This window comes from Amycolatopsis sp. NPDC114505 (assembly GCF_055633615.1).
In genome coordinates this window covers 616,300-633,486 of the sequence record NZ_JBVKDV010000005.1, presented here as the reverse complement: position 1 = coordinate 633,486, position 17,187 = coordinate 616,300, and the positions used below count along the sequence as shown (strand labels likewise).

Genomic DNA, 17,187 nt, shown 5'->3' with positions numbered 1-17,187 from the left:
GTCGGCGCGTGGGGATCACCGATCCGGACACCTACGTGCGCGGTGTCCCGTACGAGGAGCTGGCGCGGCTACGGGTCGCGTCACCGGTGGTGCGCGTCGACGACTTCTGGGCCGTGCTGCGCCACGCCGACGTGCGGCGCGTCCTGCGTGATCCCGCCCTGTTCTCCTCGCAGCTCGGCGGGACGCAGATCCGCGACCCGGCTTCGGCGTCCGACCTCGCCTACGTGCGCCGGATGATGCTCAACATGGACCCGCCGGAGCACGGCCGGCTGCGCGGGCTGCTCACCAAGGCGTTCACGCCGCGGGCCATCGCGAAGCTGACCTCGCAGATCGAGCGCTCGGCGCGGGACCTCGTCGCGGCCGTCGCCGAGCGCGGCGAGTGCGACTTCGCCAAGGTCGCCGCCGACCTGCCGCTGCTCACCCTCGCCGCCGTGTTCGGCGTGCCGGAGCGGGACCGGCGGCTGATGTACGACTGGAGCAACCGGGTCATCGGGTACCAGGACGCCGAGTACGCGGTCAGCTCGACCGTCTCCTTCTCCGAGGTCAGCGACCTCGCGCGGGCCGCGCTCGCCGTCCGCCCGTCCCCGGGTCCCGGCGGGGAGATGCCGGACCCGCGCACCCGCGCCGGCATGCCGGACCTCTACGCGTACGCCAACGCGCTCGGCGAGTACAAGCGCGAGCACCCGGGTGACGACGTCATGAGCAACCTGATGCGGCACGTCGGCGACGACGGCGGCCGCGTCTCGCTCGCCGAGTTCGAGAACCTCTTCTGGCTGTTTTCCGTGGCGGGCAACGAAACGCTGCGCAACGGCCTGCCCGGCGGGATGCTGGCGCTGCTCTCGCACCCCGGGCAGTACCGGCGGCTGCTGGCCGACCGGTCGCTGCTGCCGTCGGCGGTCGAAGAGATGCTGCGCTGGTGGACGCCGGTGATGAACTTCCGGCGGACGGCGACCGCGGACGTCACACTGTCCGATGTGGACATCCGGGCCGGGGACAAGGTGGTCGTCTGGTTCTCCGCGGCCAACCGCGACCCCGAGGTGTTCCCCGCACCGGACGCGTTCGACGTCGGCCGCACCCCGAACGACCACCTGACCTTCGGCCACGGCCCGCACTTCTGCCTGGGCTCGCACCTGGCCCGCGTGCAACTGCGGGCGATGTTCGACGCCGTGCTCGACCTGGGCCCCGTGGAGCTCGCCGGTGAGCCGGTGCGGCTGCGCTCGACCTTCCAGAACGGCCTGAAGTCGCTGCCGATCCGCTGGGCGCGCTGATGGAGATCCGCGAGCTGCGGGCGTTCGTCGCGGTCGTCGAGGCCGGCGCGATGTCGAAGGCGGCGCGGCAGCTGCACGTGAGCCAGCCGGCGCTGTCCCAGACGATCACCGCGCTGGAACGGCGGCTCGGCGTCCAACTGCTGGTCCGCACCAGCACCGGCGTCCAGGCAACCGACGCCGGCACGACGCTGCTGGGCGAGGCCCGCGCGGTGCTCGCCCGCCACGACCAGGCGGTCGCCGCGGTGACCCGGCACACCACCACCGGCGTGCTGCGCGTCGGCGTCCCCCTGGAGCTGCCGCCGGAACTGCTGCCGGCGGCCCTCGCGCGGCTGGCGGAGGCCTATCCGGACACTCGGGTGCAGGCCCGGCACCTGTCGTCGGTGGCGCAGGTGACGGCGCTGCGGGCGGACGAGCTGGACGTCGGGCTGGTCCGCGAACGCCCGGCGGGGCCGGATCTGGACGCGACGCTCGTCGTCGAGGAGAACGTGGGCGTCCTGCTGGCGGCGGATCTCGCGGAGAAGCTGGGCTCGCCGGTCCGGCTGGAGAGCCTCGCCGGGCTGGAGTGGTTCGCCTTCGCCCGCGCGGGCAGCCCGGCCTGGTACGACGAGCTGGCGGCGACGCTGCGCAGCCACGGCCTCGACGTCGGCCCGGACGTGCCGGAGGAGCGGCGGCTGATCGTCGAGCTCAAGATCCCGGCGGTCAGCGCCGGCGGCGCCTACGCGTTCGCCCCGCCGGACTGGCCGTACCCGATCCCGGACACGGTCCGGTGGCTTCCCCTGGCCGGGAACCCGCTCGTCCGGCGGACGTGGGCCGTGTGGCCGGCGACGTCGCACCGCCGTGACCTCGCGGAGTTCGTCGCCGCGCTGGAAGACCATTCACGCGGCGAATCGCGGGCATAAGGAGCGCCGAACGCTCATCCGGAAGTCCTGCGCGGTGCTCCTCCTTGGACTCTGCGACCGGGGAAACACCCCGCTCGCGAGGAGTGAGTGATGACTGAAGGACTGTCCGGGACCACGGCACTGGTGACCGGCGGAACCAGCGGGATCGGGCGGGCGACGGCGGTCGCGCTGGCCGGGCTCGGGGCGCACGTGGTCGTGTCCGGCCGGGACGCCGAGCGCGGGGCCGAGGTCGTCTCGCGGATCCGGGAATCGGGCGGGAAGGCGGACTTCGTCGCGGCCGGCCTGACGGACGCCGCGTCCGCACGCGCGTTGGCCGCGCGGGCCCGTGAGGTGGGCGGGCACGTCGACGTGCTGGTGAACAACGCCGGGATCTTCCCCACCGGGTCCACTTCGGACACGGCCGAGGCCGACTTCGACCGCGTCTACGAAACGAACGTGAAGGTGCCGTACTTCCTCACCGCCGAGCTGGCGCCTTCGATGGCCGAGCGCGGTCACGGCGCGATCGTCAACGTGTCCACGATGGTCGCGACGCGGGGCATGGCGGGCATGGCGCTCTACGGCTCGTCGAAGGCGGCGGTCGAGCTGATGACCAAGGCGTGGGCGGCGGAGTTCGGCCCGTCCGGCGTGCGCGTCAACGCGGTCAGCCCCGGTCCGACCCGCACCGAAGGCACCGCGGTCTTCGGCGACGGTCTCGATGAGCTGGCCGCCGCGGGCCCGGCCGGCCGGGTGGCCGCCCCGGAGGAGATCGCCGCGGCGATCGCGTTCCTGGTGACCGAGGGATCGAGCTTCGTCCAGGGCGCGGTGCTCCCGGTGGACGGGGGCCGGTTGGCGGTGTGAGTCCTGTCAGGACGGCGTCACCGCAGGAAGGTGACGCCGTCCTGGGGACGCTCGTCGACCGTCAGCGCGAAGACGTCCGGGCGCGCGTAATGCCCCGAGACGTCGAGGCTCTTGCGCGCTCTGACGATCTCCTCCAGGTCGATCTCGGCCTTGATCAGGCCTTCGCCGTCGCGTAGAGGCCCGGCCAGTACGTCTCCCAGCGGGCCGACGATCACGCTCCCGCCGCGGAACGGGTCCTCGCCGGACGACTCGTACGGGCACGCCGAGATCACGAAACACCGGCCCTCGTCGGCGATGTGCCGCATCGATGCCTGCCAGACGTCGCGGTCGTCCGCCGTCGGGGCGCACCAGAGCTCGATGCCCTTCGCGTACATCGCCGCGCGCAGCAGCGGCATGTGGTTCTCCCAGCAGATCGCCGCGCCCGCCAGGCCCGCCGCCGTCGGGATCGCCGGGAGCGTCGAGCCGTCGCCGCGGCCCCAGAAGAGGCGCTCGCGTTCCGTCGGGACCAGCTTCCGATGCTTCGCCACCAGCCCGAGCGAGGGGTCGAGGAACACCGCCGTGCTGTACAGCGTGGAACCGTCCCGCTCGATCACGCCGACGACCAGGCTCGCGCCCGTGCGCGCCGCGAGGGCGGCCAGCTCGGTCGTCTCCGGTCCCGGCACGGAGATCGACGCACGGAAGTAGTCGGCGAACGGCTCCCGGCCCGGGTACCCGCCGAGGACGGCTTCGGGGAGCACCACCAGGGCGGCGCCGCGGATCTCGTCCTCGAACTCCAGGATCCGCGAAAGCGACACCCCCGTCCCGATCTGGAGGGCCGCGACGACCGTCATCCCCGGACCGGCCAGGGCACCACCGGCGACGTCCGGCGCTGGTAGTCCGCGTACTCCGGGTACCGCGACTTCGTGATGCTCTCGGTGAACTTCGTCGACCCGACGAACAGCAGCGTGAGCAGCACCGCGCCGGCGACCGTCCACTGCGGACCGCCGGCGACGACGCCGAACGCCGCGACCGCCCACCACTGCGCCTGCTCGAAGAAGAAGTTCGGGTGCCGCGAGTAGCGGAACAGGCCTTCCTGGAGGAACCGCGTCGACGCGCGGCCCGCGTGCTTCTCCCGGTGGAACACCCACTGCTGCTGGTCCGAGACGGTCTCGCCGAGCAGGAACCCGGCGAAGATCACCGCGACGACGACGTCCGCCACGCCGAACGAGCCCTGGTTCTCCAAGGCCGTGTACGCGGGCAGCGTGATCAGCAGCAGGATCGCGTTCTGGTAGAGCGAGATGAAGAAGAAGTTGAACAGCTGGAACTGCCACGGCGCCATCCGCTCGCGCAGCACCGCCCACCGGTAGTCCTCGCCGCCGTGGGCGTAACCACCCTTCCGGGCGAAGTTGAACGTCAGCCGGATCCCCCACAGGGCGACCAGGGCGAACATCACGTCGAGGCGCGCGTCGGCGAACCCGGCCGCGCCCGCGAAGATCCCCACGTAGGCGACCGGGACGATCGACCAGATCCGGTCGACCCAGGAGTACTCCCTGGTCAGCACCGACATGATCCAGGTGCCGAGCGTCACCCCGGCGAAGACGTACAGACAGACCCGCAGCGCGTCCATCCGCCCACAATAGGACCTAGGATCGATCTCATGAACCTGCCGCTGCGGGACCGCAAGATCGACGTGTTCTTCGCGGTGCTGTTCTCGGCCTTCACGGTGACGTCGCTGATCAGCGACCTGCTGCCGACGGTCGGCGTCGACTTCTCGAAGCCGTCGGACAACTTCTTCGTGAACTCGAACTACTGGTACGCCCACGACGCCGACGCGCTCTTCATGCACCCGCCGGACTGGATGCGGATCGTCACCGGGCTCTCCGCGTTCGTCTACATGCCGTTCTACGTCGTGCTCGTCTTCGCGCTGCTGACCGGCCGGAACTGGATCCAGCTGCCGTCGGTGATCTACGCGACGATGATCGTCACGCTGACCGGGGTCGTCGTGTTCGGCGTCGAGTTCTTCGGCGACCCGGAGTTCCGCACCGGCAACCCGGCGAAGTTCCTCGCGTTCAACCTGCCCTACGTGCTGGTGCCGCTGCTGCTCCTGGTCCGGATGCGGCGTCCGTTGCCCTTCACCCGCCGATTCTGACCGGAGGCGCCGTGCCGTACTCGTTCCTCAGCCACCTCGAATGCTCCCGGACCGGCGAGCGCTTCGACGCCGACGCCGTCCAGGGGCTCTCGCCGTCCGGTGCGCCGCTGCTGGCGCGGTACGACCTCGACGGCGTCCGCGAAGCCGTGACGCCGAAGGAGATCGCCGGGCGCGAGCCGACGCTGTGGCGCTACCACGAGGTGCTGCCGGTGCGCTCGCCCGAGCACGTCGTGAGCCTGGGCGAAGGCATGACGCCGTTGCTGCGGCTGCCGCGTTACGGCCGTGAGCTGGGGCTTTCGCGACTGTGGATGAAGGACGAGGGCCTGGTCCCGACCGGCACGTTCAAGGCGCGCGGTGCCGCGGTCGGCGTCTCGCGAGCGTCCGAACTGGGCGTGGGCGGGATCGCGATGCCGACGAACGGCAACGCGGGCGCGGCGTGGGCGCTGTACGCGGCGCGCGCGGGCCTGTCGAGCCTGATCGCGATGCCGGACGACGCCCCGGCGATCACCATGCGCGAGTGCGTCGCCGCCGGGGCCGAGCTGTACCGGGTGGACGGTCTGATCGGCGACGCGGGGAAGCTCGTGGCGGCGGCGGTTCCGCGGCGGCCCGGCGTGCAGGACGTTTCGACGTTGAAGGAGCCGTACCGCATCGAGGGCAAGAAGACGATGGGGTACGAGATCGCCGAGCAGTTCGGCTGGCGGCTGCCCGACGTCATCCTCTACCCCACCGGCGGCGGGGTCGGGATCATCGGGATCTACAAGGCACTGCTGGAAATGCTCGCGCTCGGCTGGGTTTCCGGCCCGCTGCCCCGGCTCGTGGCCGTGCAGGCGACCGGGTGCGCGCCGATCGTCACGGCCTTCGCTCAGGGCGCTCGCGAGAGCGAGCCGTTCCCGGACGCGCACACCGTCGCGTTCGGCATCACCGTCCCCAAGGCACTGGGCGACTTCCTGGTGCTCGACGCGGTGTACGCGACCGACGGCACCGCGGTCGCCGTCACCGACGAGGAACTGCTTGCGGCACAACGGGAACTGACCACCCACGAGGGGACGTTCGTCTGCCCGGAGGGTGGCGCGTGCTTCGCCGCGTTGCGGCACCTGCGCGAGTCGGGGTGGCTTTCCGGCGACGAGGACGTCGTCGTCTTGAACACCGGCGCCGGGATCAAGTACCCGGAGACGGTGCCCCTCGACGTCCCGCTGCTGGCCCGGGACGGACGCATTCCCTAAAGGACCGAGCGGACCGTTTCGGGGTCGCGGGCGACGACGGTCGTGCCGTCGTCCGCCGTGATGATCGGGCGCTGGATGAGCTTCGGGTGCTCGGCCAGGGCGTCGATCCAGCGCGTGCGGTCGGCCGGGGTGCGGCCCCAGGTCTTGAGGCCGAGTTCCTTCGCGATCGGCTCGGCGGTGCGCGTGATGTCCCACGGCTCCAGGCCGAGCCGCTTGAGGACGGCTTTCAGTTCCTTCGCCGTCGGCGGGTCCTCGAGGTAGCGGCGCACGGTGTACTGCGCGCCGGCTTCGTCCAACAGCGACACGGCGGACCGGCACTTCGAGCACGCCGGGTTGACCCAGATCTCCACGGCGGCAGCTTACCGCGCTGGTTTTGGAGCACACGTTCTGTCATGGTCGCGGCATGCCCCGCCCCCGCGTCCACGACCTCGACGCGCTGCTCGACGTCGCCGAGCGGCTCGTCGCTTCGTCGGGGGAGGTCACCGTGCGTGGCCTGGCCGCGGCCGCGGGCGTCCCGAACGGGACGATCTACCACGCGTTCGGGTCGCTCAGCGCGGTGCTGGCCCAGGTTTGGGTGCGCGCGGCGACCGAGTTCCTCGACCTGCAGACCTCGCGGGTGGACTCCGCTTCCTCACCGGTCGAAGCCGTCGTCGCGGCCGCGGACACCCCGGCGGAGTTCGCGTTGCTGCGTCCCGACGGGGCCCGGATGCTGCTCCGGGTGCGGGGCGACCGGCTGTTCGGGCCGGAACTGCCGGACGAGCTGGCGGAGGCGTTGCACGCACTGGACAAACACCTGGTCGCGCTGCTCGTGCGGCTCGCGCGTCAGGTGTGGGACCGCGGCGACGGGCTGGCCGTCGAGGTGATCACCACCTGCGTCGTCGACCTGCCGACCGCGTTCTTCCGGCGTGACATCACCGATCCACTGGTGCGGGAGCGGCTCGCCGCCGCCGTGCGAGCCGTGCTGACCGTGCCCCCTCGAGAGAAGGACCGACCTTGACCGTTCTGCACTTGGGCGACGACGAAAACCGCTTCTCACCGGACTGGCTGCAGCGCGTCCATTCCACTTTGGACGGCGTGGACGACGTGCTGGTGACCACCGGCGGCGGCAAGTTCTACTCGAACGGCCTCGACCTGGACTGGCTCATGGCGCACAGCGACCAGGCCACGCAGTACGTCGCCGAGGTGCAGGAGCTGCTCGCGCGCGTGCTGACGCTGCCGGTGCCGACGGTCGCGGCGGTCACCGGCCACGCGTTCGGCGCGGGCGCGATGCTGGCGATGGCGCACGACTTCCGCGTGATGCGCGCGGACCGGGGGTATTTCTGCTTTCCGGAGGCCGACATCAACATCCCGTTCACCCCGGGGATGGCGGCGCTGATCCAGGGGAAGCTGACGCCGTCGGCGGCGATCGCGTCGATGACGACGGGACGGCGGTTCGGCGGTTCCGACGCTTTGTCCATCGGGCTGGTGGACGAGATCGCTGCCGAAGACGACGTGGTGAAGGTGGCGTCCGAGCGGGTGCATGCGTTGGCGGGCAAGGATCCCGGGACGCTGGGCGCGATCAAGGCGACGATGTTCGCCCCGGCGGTCACGGCGCTGCGCGCGCCGGCGTAGGCCTCCGGCCCCCGGTATCCAGCTTACCGGGGGCCACCGACAGTTTCGGGCGACCGAAGCGGGGGCGCGGGGTCGGACTCACTGGGCGCGCGAGGTCAGCACTGCGGGCGCACGGGGCAGCACCCACAGGGGGCACGCGGGTCAGCGCCGCGGGGCGCGCGGTGAGCACGCGGGGCCAGCACTCCGGAGCACGCCCGGTCAGCAATCACAGTGCGGCACGCGAGGCCAGCACCGCGAAGCACGCAGGGGGCAGCACCCGCAGAGGGCGCGCGGGGTCAGCACCGCCGGGGCGCGGCGATCAGCACTCACCGGGGCCGGCGGGGGGTCAGCACTCCTCGCGCACCTCGGCCAGCCGGCGGCGCAGGTGCTCGCGCTCCGGCTCGGTTCCGGCCAGCGCCAACGCTTCCCGGTAGGCACCCGCCGCGTCGGTGAGGCGACCCAAGCGGCTGAGCAACTCCCCCCGCGCCGCCGGGAACGGGCTGTACTCGCGCAACCGGGGCTCCTCCGCCAGCGCGTCCAGGAGTTCCAAACCCGCCGCCGGCCCATCTCGCATCGCCACCGCCACCGCGCGGTTCAGCTCCACCACCGGGGACGGCGCCAGCCCGCGCAGCACGTCGTACAACCCCACGATCTGGGGCCAGTCGGTGCGGGAAACGTCCGGTGCCTCGTCGTGCAGGGCCGCGATCGCCGCCTGGACGCCGTACAACCCCGGTGGGCCGCCCGTCAAAGCGATCTCGGCCAGCGACGTCCCCTCGTCGATCATCGCGCGGTCCCAGCGTCCGCGGTCCTGGTCGTCCAGGAGCACCAGGTCGCCGTCCGGGCCCGTGCGCGCGTCGCGTCGCGCGTGGATCAGGAGCATCAGCGCCAGCAGGCCCGCGACCTCGCGCTCGGCCGGCAGTAGCCGGCGGAGGATCCGGGCCAGCCGGATCGCCTCCTCCGCCAGGTCGAGCCGCTGCAGGTCCGGGCCCGAGCTCGCCGCGTACCCCTCGGTGAAGATCGAGTAGACGACCTGGAGCACGCCCGGCAGCCGCCCGGGCAGCTCGGCCGCGGCCGGCACCCGGAACGGGATCCGGGCCGCGCGGATCCGGTTCTTCGCCCGCACGATCCGCTTGCCCATCGTCGCGCTGGGCACCAGGAACGCGCGCGCCACCTCCGGCGTCGTCAGCCCGGCCAGGCAGCGCAGGGTCAGCGCCGTCCGGTCCTCCGCCGGCAACGCCGGGTGGGCGCAGGTGAAGAACAGCTGGAGCCGCTCGTCGGGGAGGCCGCCGTCGTCGGACTCCCGCGCGGGCGCCGCGCGGTCGGCCTCGACCTGCAGCACCGCGAGCCGGGCCGCGTAGGCCTGGTCGCGGCGCAGCCGGTCGACGGCCTTGCGCCGCGCGGTCGTCATCAGCCAGGCGCCCGGGTTCGGCGGCACGCCGTCGGCGGGCCAGTGCACCAGCGCGGCCTCGATCGCCTCGGACGTCACCTCCTCGGCCAGGTCCAGGTCGCCGAACCGGCGCACGAGCGCGGCGAGCAGCAGCCCGCGCTCTTCCCGGAACACGGCTTCGACCGCCGCCCGCCCCTCCACCGCCGTCAGTCCCCGTAGGAAGCGAGCGGCCGGACGACGATGTGCCCGCCGTCGCGGGCGCCGGGGCAGCGCGCCGCCCAGTCGAGCGCGACGTCGAAGTCCGGCACGTCGACGACGAAGTAGCCGCCGAGCACCTCCCGGGACTCGGCGAACGGCCCGTCGGTGACGATCCGCTCGCCGTGCTCGTCGACGCGGACCGCGGCGGCGGTGGTGAAGTCGGCGAGCGAGTTCCCGCCGACGTGGACGCCGGCGTCCTTCATGGACTTGTCGAACAGCATCCAGTCCTCGGGCGTGCTGCAGCCGGTGGGCGCGCCGTCCGCGTCGAGCGAGGCGTTGATCAGCATCAGGTACTTCACGGGATCCTCCGGTGGCTCGGTTGTCGTACGCGGTGACTACGAACGGCCGACGCCGCCTTGGACACCCTCGCCGAAGATTTTCTCATGTCAAGAAACTTTGACACGATGTCTGGTTTGTTTTACCTTGACGAGGTGACCCACGAAGAGAAGCGCGCCTGGATCCTCGGGATCGCCGCGATAGCGAGCTACGCGGTGTACCTGGTGGTGATCCTCGGCCGGGCCGGCGGACGACCGCTGGCCGAAGTCCCCTACGTCGCGACGCTGCTGTGGACGGTCGGCGCGTCCATCGCCGCGTCGATCGTCGCGAGCATCCTCGCCGCGATGATCTCCCGCGACGGCGAGAAGGACCAGCGCGACCGCGAGATCGGCCGGTTCGGCGAGTACGTCGGCCACTCGTTCGTCGTCATCGGCGCCGTCGCGGCGCTGCTGCTGGCGATGGCCGAGGCGCCGCACTTCTGGATCGCCAACGCCGTCTACCTGGCCTTCACGCTCTCGGCGATCCTCGGGTCGGTCGCCCGGATCTTCGCCTACCGCCGGGGTTTCCAGCCGTGGTGACCCGCGTGACCAACTCGCTCCGCGCCCTCCGGTTCGCGCACGGCCAGATGACCCAGGCCGACCTCGCCGGCCGGATCGGCGTCACCCGCCAGACCGTCATCGCGATCGAGCAGGGCCGCTATTCGCCGTCGCTCGAGATGGCGTTCCAGATCGCGCACGTGTTCGGCGTCCCGCTCGAAGAAGTGTTCCAGTACCCGGAGGAGTCACCATGAAAGCGATCGTCCAAGACCGCTACGGCAGCCCGGACGTCCTCGAGTTCCGCGACGTCGGCAGACCGTCGCCCGGCGCCGGCGAGGTCCTCGTGCGCGTGCACGCGGCCGGCGTCGACCCGGGCGTGTGGCACCTGACCACCGGCCACCCGTACCTGCTGCGCCTGCTGGGTTTCGGGCTGCGCGCACCGAAGCTGCCGGTGCGGGGGCTCGACTTCGCCGGCACGGTCGAGGAGCTCGGCGACGGCGTCACGCGGGTCCGGCCGGGTGACGAGGTGTTCGGCGTCTGCGAAGGCGCGTTCGCCGAGTACGCCGTCGCCAAGGCGGATCTCGTCGCGGCGAAGCCCGGACGTCTCTCGTTCGAGCAGGCGGCGGCCGTCCTGATCTCCGGGGGCACCGCCCTGCAGGCCCTGCGCGACGTGGGCCGCGTCCGGCCCGGGCAGCGCGTGCTGGTCATCGGGGCGGCGGGCGGCATCGGCTCCTTCGCGGTCCAGCTGGCCAAGGCCTTCGGCGCGGACGTCACGGGGGTGTGCAGCACCGCCAAGACGGAGCTGGTCCGCACGCTCGGCGCCGACCACGTCGTCGACTACACGCGCGAGGACTTCGCGACGGAGCGGTACGACCTGATCGTGGACACCGCGGGCCTGCGCTCGCTGACCGCCCTGCGCCGGGTGCTGACCCCGCGCGGCACGCTCGTGATCGTCGGCGGCGAAAACGGCGGCAAGTGGCTCGGCGGCATCCAGCGGGTGTTCCGGGCGGCGCTGCTGAACCCGTTCGTGCGGCACCGGCTGCGCGGGCTGGTCTCCCGCGTGCGCACCGCGGACCTCGACGACCTGCGGGACCTGATCGAGGCCGGCAAGCTCACCCCGGTCCTCGACCGGACGTACCCCCTCGCCGACGCCGCCGCCGCGATCGGCCACCTCCACGCGGGACGCGCGGCGGGCAAGACCGTGCTCACGGCGCTCACAACCTGACGCCGAGTTCCTTCAGCCGCTTGACCCGGTCGATGTGGGCGGGGTGCCCGGCCATCAGCCGCGACCACAGGCGGCGCTCGTCCCCGCGGTCGCGCAGGTTCCACGCCTTGAGCAGCAACGCCAGCTCGCGGCCGTACCCCAGCCGCGCCGCCATCCGGTCGGCCCGGTACTCGCCGAGCCGCTTCGCCCAGGCGAGCACCGGGCCGAGCAGCGGCGTCAGCAGCAGCCACGGGTCGAGGAACGCGAGCGCGGTGAGGATGCCCAGGCTGAGCAGCACGGTGACCAGCACCTCGACCGACCGGCCGAAGGAGCGGAACACGCGGCCGACGTGCGGCACGACCCAGGCGAGCAGCCGGACCAGACGGGACAGCGCTCGGGCGGGCAGCTCGAGCCAGTGGACCAGCAGGGTCGCCCGGGTGTGGCCGGACAGGTGGTGCCCCAGCTCGTGGGCGAGGATCGCTTCGAGGCCCGGGCGGTCGAGGTCGAGGGCGGCCCGGGTCACCGCGACGGTCCGGCCCCCGGCGGCGAAGGCGTTCAGCTCGCGCGACGGCTCGACCCACAGCCGGTACCGGCCGCCGTCGACCCCGGCCGCAGCGCAGACGGCCGCCCAGCACGGCGTGAGCCAGGTCAGCTCACCTTGGGTGGGCTCGCGCATCTTGAGCAGCACGGAAAGCACGACGTGCTCGTAGAGAGGGACGAACGTGATCGCGCCGGCCAGCGCCCAGCCGGCCGGCAACACCCAGAAGTACGGCGGCCAGACCAGCGTCCCCAGCAGGCCCAGCACGAACAGGCTGCTGGCGACCACCGGAACGGCGAGCACCACGCCCAGGACCGCGGAAAGATCGACCCGCGCCCGCTCTTTGTCGTTCACGCTCCCCCTCCCGGCCGGTCCACCTTGGCGTGACGCCGGGCGGAGCACAACGGTCCGCCGCAAATGTCCGGGAGCTGTCAGGACGGAGCTGTTAAAAAAAGGCGTCCGCGTGCGCCTCGGCCCAGTCGGTGAACGTGCGGGCGGGGCGGCCCGTCACCTCGGTCACCGTCGGGTACACCGTCGCTTCGTCCAGCGTTCCGCCGACGTAGAAGTCCCAGAACGCTTCGACGTACTCGCGCGGCATGCTCGCTTCCAGCTCGGCGCGGGTCTCGTCGTCCGACAAGCCGACGAACTCCAGCTTCCGGCCGAGCACCTCGGCCAGCACCGCGACCTGGTCGGCGGGCCGCAGCGCCACCGGGCCGGTCAGGTCGTACGCACGCCCTTCGTGGCCGCCCACGAGCGCCCGCCCCGCCACCGCGGCTATGTCCGCCGGGTCGACGGACGCCGCCGCGACGTGCGGGAACTGCGCGCGGACCGTGTCGCCCTCGCGCAGCTGCGGCAGCCAGCGCAGCGCGTTCGCCATGAACGCGCGTGGCCGCAGGAACGTCCAGTCCAGGCCCGAGTCCCGGACCGCGCGTTCGGCCAGGGTCATGTACGCCGAGACCGCGTTGTCGAGGTTTTCCAGCGCGGCCGAACCGCCGGACAGCAGCACGATCCGGCGGACGCCCGCGTCGCGCGCCTTCGCCAGCATGCCGGGCATGTCGCGGTAGCCGGGCAGCAGGAAGATCCCGTCGACGCCCTCGAGCGCGTCGCCGAGACTCGCGGGATCGTTGAGATCGCCTGTGACGGCTTCGGCGCCGTCCGGGAGCGCGGCGTCCGGCCGGCGCACCAGCGCCCGGACCGGTTCGCCCGCCTCCGCCAGTGCCGCGACCACTTCCGCGCCGACATTGCCGGTGGCGCCGGTGACCAGGAACATCGCTCCACCCCCAGAGTTCCCGCCCAGCCTAGCGCCACCGGCGGCCGTCAGTCCTGCGCCGGAAGGTCGTCGAACTCGACGACCTGGCGCACCTCGACCTCGATCTCGTGGTCGAACAGCTCGACGTACTTCTCGGCGAACGCGACGGCTTCCGCCCGGTCGGCGGCGTTGATCAGGGCGAACCCGCCGATGACCTCCTTGGCCTCGGCGAAGGGCCCGTCGGTCACGCGGATGGCCGCACCGCGCGACTTGCGCACCAGCGCCCCCTTGTCCGACTTGTGGACCCCCTCGGCCGTGATCAGGATGCCCTTCTCGGCCGACTCCTGGATGAACCCGCCCATCTTCTGCATGAACTCCGGGGTGGGGTTCCACGCCTGCGGGTCGTTCTCGTCGATCCGGTGCATCATGAGGAAACGCATGATCTTTCTCCCTGCTCTCGTCGGCCGGGGCCCGGCCTTCACCCCCGCGTCGATCGGCCGCACGCGGCGTTCGACATTTCTCTCCAAGAAATTTTCGAGAGCAGCATATGGCCTGGTCACCGCGTTGTCGGCACCCCTTCCACCGCGTCGAACAGCGCCGCGGCCCGGGTGGCCGTCGCGCCGGCGCGACGTCCCGTGCTGACCAGCGCCAAGGCGAGGACGCCGGCCCCGAGCGCGGCCACCAGCCACCACACGCCGGCGCCCGCGAACGTCCCGGCGAGTGCGACGCCCAGGGTGGTGCCGGTCTGCCGGCCGGCCGAGGCCAGCGACCCGGCCACCCCGGCCATCGACGTGGGCATCCCGGAGACGGCCGTGTTGGTGATCGGCGGGTTGACCGTGCCGAGGAAAACGCCGAACAGCAGGTAGACCGCGAGGACGAGCGGCAACGGCGTCGCCGGGCCGAGCCACGCCGCCGCGGCGCCGCCCAGTGCGAGCGCGACCCCGGCGACGACCAGCGGCAGCCGCGGCCCGCGCGTGCCGACCAGCCGTCCCGTCCGCGGGGAGAGGACCAGGACCAGCACGCCGACCGGGAGCAGGCACAGCCCGGCGTCGAGGGCGGGCAGGCCGCGGACGTCCTGCAGGTACTGCGTGGTGACGAACAGGAAGGCGCCGAACCCGCAGAGCGCGAACAACGCCATGGCGATCGCGCCGCTGAACGAGACACTGCGGAAGAGACGCAGTTCGAGCAGTGGGTCGGCGCGGCGCGGTTCGTGGCGGAGGAGGGCGGCCACGGCGAGCGCGGCGACGGCGAACAGGCCGAGGATCACCGGCGACGTCCAGCCGAGCCGGCGCGCCTCGACGATCGCCTCCACCACGCAACCCAGCGCGAGGACGACGAGCACCTGCCCGACCGGGTCGAACCGGCGCGCGCGGGCCGCGCGGGACTCGGGCACGAAGGCGGCGGTGGCCACGATGGCGGCGACGACGATCGGCACGTTGACCCAGAACACGGCCCGCCACCCCAGGCCGTCGACGAGCGCGCCGCCGACGATCGGCCCGAGCGCGAGCGCCAGGCCGGACATCGAGCCGAAGACACCGATGGCGCGGGCGCGTTCCGCTGGGGCGGGGAAGGTCGTGACGACGATGGCCAGGGCGACCGGGTTGAGCATCGAACCACCGACGGCCTGGACGGCGCGGGCGGCGATCAGCCAGCCGATGCCGGACGCCACGCTGCACAACAGCGACCCCAGCCCGAAGACGGCGAGCCCGGCGAGGAAGACGCGTTTGCGCCCGAACCGGTCGGCGGTCGACCCGGCGAGCACGAGGAAACCGGCGAGCACCAGCGTGTAGGCGTCGACCGTCCATTGTAGACCTGTTGTGGACGCGCCAAGGTCGTTGCGGATCGACGGCAAGGCGACGGTGACGATGGAGATGTCCATGACCGCGACGACGATGCTGGTGCAGCAGATCGCCAGCACGAGCTGAGGATGCGGAACTTTCATGAGGACGACGGTAGGATTTAGAGTGTGCTCGAAGTCAAACCGATCCCCGAGGCCGGACTGACCATCGCCGAGGCGGCGCGCCGCTCCGGGGTCAGCGCGCACACGCTGCGGTACTACGAACGGGCCGGGCTGGTGGTCACGCGGGTGGACCGCACTTCCGGTGGGCGGCGGCGGTATCGGAAGGTGGACCTTGAGTGGATCGCCGTCTGTACTCGGTTGCGGGCCACCGGGATGCCGATCAAGGTTGTTCGGCGGTATGCGGAGCTCGTCAGTGCCGGGCGGGGTAATGAGCAGGAACGGCTTGAACTTCTGGAGTCGCATCGGGATGACGTGGTGGCTCGGTTGGCCGAGTTGACGGAGAACCTTCAGCTGATCGATCGGAAGATCGGGGTTTATCGGGGGCGGTTGGACGCTGGGGATGCTGAGGGGCTTTGGGCTCCTGGGGGTTGATTTTTACCGATACGGCTTCGCCGGGGCGTGGGAAATCGGCGCTTCTTGTTGTTGCTTCCTGCTCGGTGCCAGAGCGCCGATTCCCCACGCTTCGGTGCCCCTACCGTGTTTCGGGGTTCCACCTGATCGAGTGATGAACATGCGTTCGTCTGCCGGTAATCTTGTTGTGTGGACAGCGAAGTGGTGTGGAAAGCGGATGCGGTGGCCCTGGCCGACCGTGTCTCCACCCTGCTCACTGTTGTGCGGTCTGCCGAGGCGGAGATCGGGTCGCTGCTCGTCGAGATCGAGTCGCGCGGTGTCATGGAACTCTTCGGATACCGTTCTGCCGCAAGACTTTTCGAACACCTCGCCGACGTCCCCAAATCTGCCGCCGAGACGGTGGTCAAACGAGGTCGCGCCCTCACTGGTGGCCATAGCCTCGACGGCACCCCCATCCCCGCCGTCGCCCCCGCCACCGGCTCCGCCGCTCTGGACGGTCGACTGAGCACCCCGATGATCGACACGATCGTCGGCGTGATGACCCAAGTCCCGCCCGAACACCGCGACGACGCCGAACAGCACCTGCTCGCCTTCGCCGCCGAGGCGGGTTACAAGCAGGTCGCCGCCCTGGGCACCCGGATCCTGGCTCACCTCGACCCCGACGGTCATCTCCCCGACGAGACCGAACCGGCCACCCCCAGCCGCGAACTGTCGTTGCGCCGCAAAAGAACCGGGGTCTGGGAGCTGAACGGCCGTTTCGACGACGAAACCGGCACCCGAGCCAGTGCGCTCCTGGACTCTCTCGCGGGACGTCGCACCACCGACGAAGGCCCAGACCTCCGCTCCCCACAGGAACGCTACGGCGAAGCCTTCTCCGACGCGATCAACCTGGCTCTCAACTCCCCCGACTTGCCGATGCAGGCCGGCGAACGAGCCCATGTGATGGTCGCGGTCTCGTTGGAGGACCTGAAGTCCGGCGTCGGCCGCGCCACCCTCGGTGACCTGGGCACGATCTCGGCAGCCGAAGCCCGAATCCACGCCTGCGACTGCATGCTCATCCCCGCAGTCCTCGGTTCGAAGAGCGAACCTCTCGACCTCGGCCGCCAATACCGCTTGGTCACGGCCGGACTCCGCCGAGCGTTGTACCTCCGCGACCGCGGCTGCGCCTTCCCCGGCTGTCACCGCCCGCCGCGGCACTGCCAGGGTCACCACATCCGCCACTGGGCCGACGGCGGCCCGACCGAGCTCGGCAACCTGGTCCTCATGTGCGCCCACCACCACCGGCTGTTGCACCGCTCCGGCTGGCAAGTCCGGATCGCCCCCGACGGCCTGCCCGAGTTCCTGCCCCCGGTGTTCCTGGACAAACGCCGAAAACCCAGGCGTAACAACCTCCACCAACCGTTGCCGTTCGCGGCGTAACAGA

At 71.6% G+C, this 17,187-nt stretch carries 21 protein-coding genes; 12 read left to right on the top strand and 9 right to left on the bottom strand.

All coding sequences use genetic code 11. The features are described from left to right. Nucleotides 1–8: 8 nt before the first annotated feature. The 3 genes from ACZ7OU_RS45910 to ACZ7OU_RS45900 all read left to right on the top strand — a co-directional run bounded on the left by ACZ7OU_RS45910 (nucleotide 9) and on the right by ACZ7OU_RS45900 (nucleotide 3,004). On the top strand, nucleotides 9–1,268 hold the full coding sequence (locus tag ACZ7OU_RS45910) for a cytochrome P450 (protein WP_470260079.1): 1,260 nt from the start codon (nucleotides 9–11) through the stop codon (nucleotides 1,266–1,268). Beyond that, complete coding sequence (locus ACZ7OU_RS45905; protein WP_470260078.1) at nucleotides 1,268–2,167, top strand: LysR family transcriptional regulator; 900 nt, start codon at nucleotides 1,268–1,270, stop codon at nucleotides 2,165–2,167. The genes ACZ7OU_RS45910 and ACZ7OU_RS45905 overlap by 1 nt, the downstream gene beginning before the upstream one ends. Before the next feature lie 90 nt (nucleotides 2,168–2,257). After that, entirely contained in the window at nucleotides 2,258–3,004 is a 747-nt protein-coding gene (locus ACZ7OU_RS45900; protein WP_470260077.1) for an SDR family NAD(P)-dependent oxidoreductase, read from the top strand. A gap of 17 nt (nucleotides 3,005–3,021) precedes the next feature. Here ACZ7OU_RS45900 and ACZ7OU_RS45895 read toward each other — a convergent pair whose 3' ends face one another. Continuing rightward, nucleotides 3,022–3,834 carry a carbon-nitrogen hydrolase family protein gene (locus ACZ7OU_RS45895; RefSeq protein ID WP_470260076.1) on the bottom strand — a complete coding sequence of 271 codons (813 nt, stop codon included), beginning with the start codon at nucleotides 3,832–3,834 and terminating at the stop codon, nucleotides 3,022–3,024. Next, nucleotides 3,831–4,610, bottom strand: coding sequence for a DUF1295 domain-containing protein (locus ACZ7OU_RS45890; RefSeq protein ID WP_470260075.1), 780 nt, complete (start codon nucleotides 4,608–4,610; stop codon nucleotides 3,831–3,833). Before ACZ7OU_RS45890 ends, ACZ7OU_RS45895 begins: the two co-directional genes overlap by 4 nt. Before the next feature lie 30 nt (nucleotides 4,611–4,640). Here ACZ7OU_RS45890 and ACZ7OU_RS45885 point away from each other — a divergent pair, with 30 nt between their 5' ends. After that, nucleotides 4,641–5,132 (top strand): EXPERA domain-containing protein, encoded by a 492-nt coding sequence (locus tag ACZ7OU_RS45885; protein WP_470260074.1) that lies wholly within the window; start codon nucleotides 4,641–4,643, stop codon nucleotides 5,130–5,132. An 11-nt stretch (nucleotides 5,133–5,143) separates the two neighbouring features. After that, nucleotides 5,144–6,355 (top strand): threonine synthase, encoded by a 1,212-nt coding sequence (locus ACZ7OU_RS45880; RefSeq protein ID WP_470260073.1) that lies wholly within the window; start codon nucleotides 5,144–5,146, stop codon nucleotides 6,353–6,355. Here the strand turns inward: ACZ7OU_RS45880 and ACZ7OU_RS45875 are convergent. Continuing rightward, entirely contained in the window at nucleotides 6,352–6,705 is a 354-nt protein-coding gene (locus ACZ7OU_RS45875) for an arsenate reductase family protein (protein WP_470260072.1), read from the bottom strand. The two genes, ACZ7OU_RS45880 and ACZ7OU_RS45875, sit on opposite strands and share 4 nt — an antisense overlap. A gap of 53 nt (nucleotides 6,706–6,758) precedes the next feature. Between ACZ7OU_RS45875 and ACZ7OU_RS45870 the strand changes: the two genes are divergently transcribed. Together ACZ7OU_RS45870 and ACZ7OU_RS45865 are read left to right on the top strand one after the other, a co-directional pair. Then, on the top strand, nucleotides 6,759–7,352 hold the full coding sequence (locus ACZ7OU_RS45870) for a TetR/AcrR family transcriptional regulator (RefSeq protein WP_470260071.1): 594 nt from the start codon (nucleotides 6,759–6,761) through the stop codon (nucleotides 7,350–7,352). Further along, a complete protein-coding gene (locus ACZ7OU_RS45865; protein ID WP_470260070.1) occupies nucleotides 7,349–7,966 on the top strand; it encodes an enoyl-CoA hydratase/isomerase family protein in 618 nt (205 codons plus the stop codon). The genes ACZ7OU_RS45870 and ACZ7OU_RS45865 overlap by 4 nt, the downstream gene beginning before the upstream one ends. Nucleotides 7,967–8,291: 325 nt before the next feature. Here ACZ7OU_RS45865 and ACZ7OU_RS45860 read toward each other — a convergent pair whose 3' ends face one another. Continuing rightward, the gene (locus ACZ7OU_RS45860) at nucleotides 8,292–9,533 is read right to left on the bottom strand and encodes an RNA polymerase sigma factor (RefSeq protein WP_470260069.1); all 1,242 of its coding nucleotides are present in this window, start codon (nucleotides 9,531–9,533) and stop codon (nucleotides 8,292–8,294) included. A gap of 5 nt (nucleotides 9,534–9,538) precedes the next feature. Further along, nucleotides 9,539–9,889 carry a YciI family protein gene (locus ACZ7OU_RS45855; protein WP_155545365.1) on the bottom strand — a complete coding sequence of 117 codons (351 nt, stop codon included), beginning with the start codon at nucleotides 9,887–9,889 and terminating at the stop codon, nucleotides 9,539–9,541. Nucleotides 9,890–9,994: 105 nt separating this feature from the next. Between ACZ7OU_RS45855 and ACZ7OU_RS45850 the strand changes: the two genes are divergently transcribed. Genes ACZ7OU_RS45850 through ACZ7OU_RS45840 form a run of 3 tightly spaced genes read left to right on the top strand, consistent with a single transcriptional unit; the run spans nucleotide 9,995 to nucleotide 11,627 of the window. Beyond that, nucleotides 9,995–10,444, top strand: coding sequence for a hypothetical protein (locus ACZ7OU_RS45850; protein ID WP_470260068.1), 450 nt, complete (start codon nucleotides 9,995–9,997; stop codon nucleotides 10,442–10,444). After that, nucleotides 10,441–10,656, top strand: coding sequence for a helix-turn-helix transcriptional regulator (locus ACZ7OU_RS45845; protein ID WP_470245681.1), 216 nt, complete (start codon nucleotides 10,441–10,443; stop codon nucleotides 10,654–10,656). Before ACZ7OU_RS45850 ends, ACZ7OU_RS45845 begins: the two co-directional genes overlap by 4 nt. Beyond that, a complete protein-coding gene (locus ACZ7OU_RS45840; protein ID WP_470260067.1) occupies nucleotides 10,653–11,627 on the top strand; it encodes an NAD(P)-dependent alcohol dehydrogenase in 975 nt (324 codons plus the stop codon). The genes ACZ7OU_RS45845 and ACZ7OU_RS45840 overlap by 4 nt, the downstream gene beginning before the upstream one ends. On the opposite strand, the gene ACZ7OU_RS45835 is transcribed toward ACZ7OU_RS45840, so the two are convergent. The 4 genes from ACZ7OU_RS45835 to ACZ7OU_RS45820 form a co-directional block, all read right to left on the bottom strand. Next, on the bottom strand, nucleotides 11,617–12,498 hold the full coding sequence (locus tag ACZ7OU_RS45835) for a M48 family metalloprotease (RefSeq protein ID WP_470260066.1): 882 nt from the start codon (nucleotides 12,496–12,498) through the stop codon (nucleotides 11,617–11,619). The genes ACZ7OU_RS45840 and ACZ7OU_RS45835 overlap by 11 nt on opposite strands. Before the next feature lie 91 nt (nucleotides 12,499–12,589). Further along, a complete protein-coding gene (locus ACZ7OU_RS45830; protein ID WP_470260065.1) occupies nucleotides 12,590–13,414 on the bottom strand; it encodes an NAD(P)H-binding protein in 825 nt (274 codons plus the stop codon). Between the two features lie 47 nt (nucleotides 13,415–13,461). Next, complete coding sequence (locus ACZ7OU_RS45825; RefSeq protein WP_470244888.1) at nucleotides 13,462–13,833, bottom strand: YciI family protein; 372 nt, start codon at nucleotides 13,831–13,833, stop codon at nucleotides 13,462–13,464. A gap of 116 nt (nucleotides 13,834–13,949) precedes the next feature. After that, nucleotides 13,950–15,335 carry an MFS transporter gene (locus ACZ7OU_RS45820; RefSeq protein WP_470260064.1) on the bottom strand — a complete coding sequence of 462 codons (1,386 nt, stop codon included), beginning with the start codon at nucleotides 15,333–15,335 and terminating at the stop codon, nucleotides 13,950–13,952. A 24-nt stretch (nucleotides 15,336–15,359) separates the two neighbouring features. Between ACZ7OU_RS45820 and ACZ7OU_RS45815 the strand changes: the two genes are divergently transcribed. Both ACZ7OU_RS45815 and ACZ7OU_RS45810 read left to right on the top strand, forming a co-directional pair. After that, the gene (locus ACZ7OU_RS45815) at nucleotides 15,360–15,785 is read left to right on the top strand and encodes a MerR family transcriptional regulator (RefSeq protein ID WP_470260063.1); all 426 of its coding nucleotides are present in this window, start codon (nucleotides 15,360–15,362) and stop codon (nucleotides 15,783–15,785) included. A gap of 168 nt (nucleotides 15,786–15,953) precedes the next feature. Next, nucleotides 15,954–17,183, top strand: coding sequence for an HNH endonuclease signature motif containing protein (locus tag ACZ7OU_RS45810; RefSeq protein ID WP_470260062.1), 1,230 nt, complete (start codon nucleotides 15,954–15,956; stop codon nucleotides 17,181–17,183). Nucleotides 17,184–17,187 lie beyond the last annotated feature (4 nt).

What these genes read in the sequence shown, in the direction of transcription:
- ACZ7OU_RS45830 (WP_470260065.1), bottom strand. Translation starts at nt 13,414, where the DNA reads ATGTTCCTGGTCACCGGCGCCACCGGCAATGTCGGCGCGGAAGTGGTC.
- ACZ7OU_RS45905 (WP_470260078.1), top strand. Translation starts at nt 1,268, where the DNA reads ATGGAGATCCGCGAGCTGCGGGCGTTCGTCGCGGTCGTCGAGGCCGGC.
- ACZ7OU_RS45850 (WP_470260068.1), top strand. Translation starts at nt 9,995, where the DNA reads ATGTCTGGTTTGTTTTACCTTGACGAGGTGACCCACGAAGAGAAGCGC.
- ACZ7OU_RS45870 (WP_470260071.1), top strand. Translation starts at nt 6,759, where the DNA reads ATGCCCCGCCCCCGCGTCCACGACCTCGACGCGCTGCTCGACGTCGCC.
- ACZ7OU_RS45900 (WP_470260077.1), top strand. Translation starts at nt 2,258, where the DNA reads ATGACTGAAGGACTGTCCGGGACCACGGCACTGGTGACCGGCGGAACC.
- ACZ7OU_RS45895 (WP_470260076.1), bottom strand. Translation starts at nt 3,834, where the DNA reads ATGACGGTCGTCGCGGCCCTCCAGATCGGGACGGGGGTGTCGCTTTCG.
- ACZ7OU_RS45890 (WP_470260075.1), bottom strand. Translation starts at nt 4,610, where the DNA reads ATGGACGCGCTGCGGGTCTGTCTGTACGTCTTCGCCGGGGTGACGCTC.
- ACZ7OU_RS45885 (WP_470260074.1), top strand. Translation starts at nt 4,641, where the DNA reads ATGAACCTGCCGCTGCGGGACCGCAAGATCGACGTGTTCTTCGCGGTG.
- ACZ7OU_RS45840 (WP_470260067.1), top strand. Translation starts at nt 10,653, where the DNA reads ATGAAAGCGATCGTCCAAGACCGCTACGGCAGCCCGGACGTCCTCGAG.
- ACZ7OU_RS45820 (WP_470260064.1), bottom strand. Translation starts at nt 15,335, where the DNA reads ATGAAAGTTCCGCATCCTCAGCTCGTGCTGGCGATCTGCTGCACCAGC.
- ACZ7OU_RS45825 (WP_470244888.1), bottom strand. Translation starts at nt 13,833, where the DNA reads ATGCGTTTCCTCATGATGCACCGGATCGACGAGAACGACCCGCAGGCG.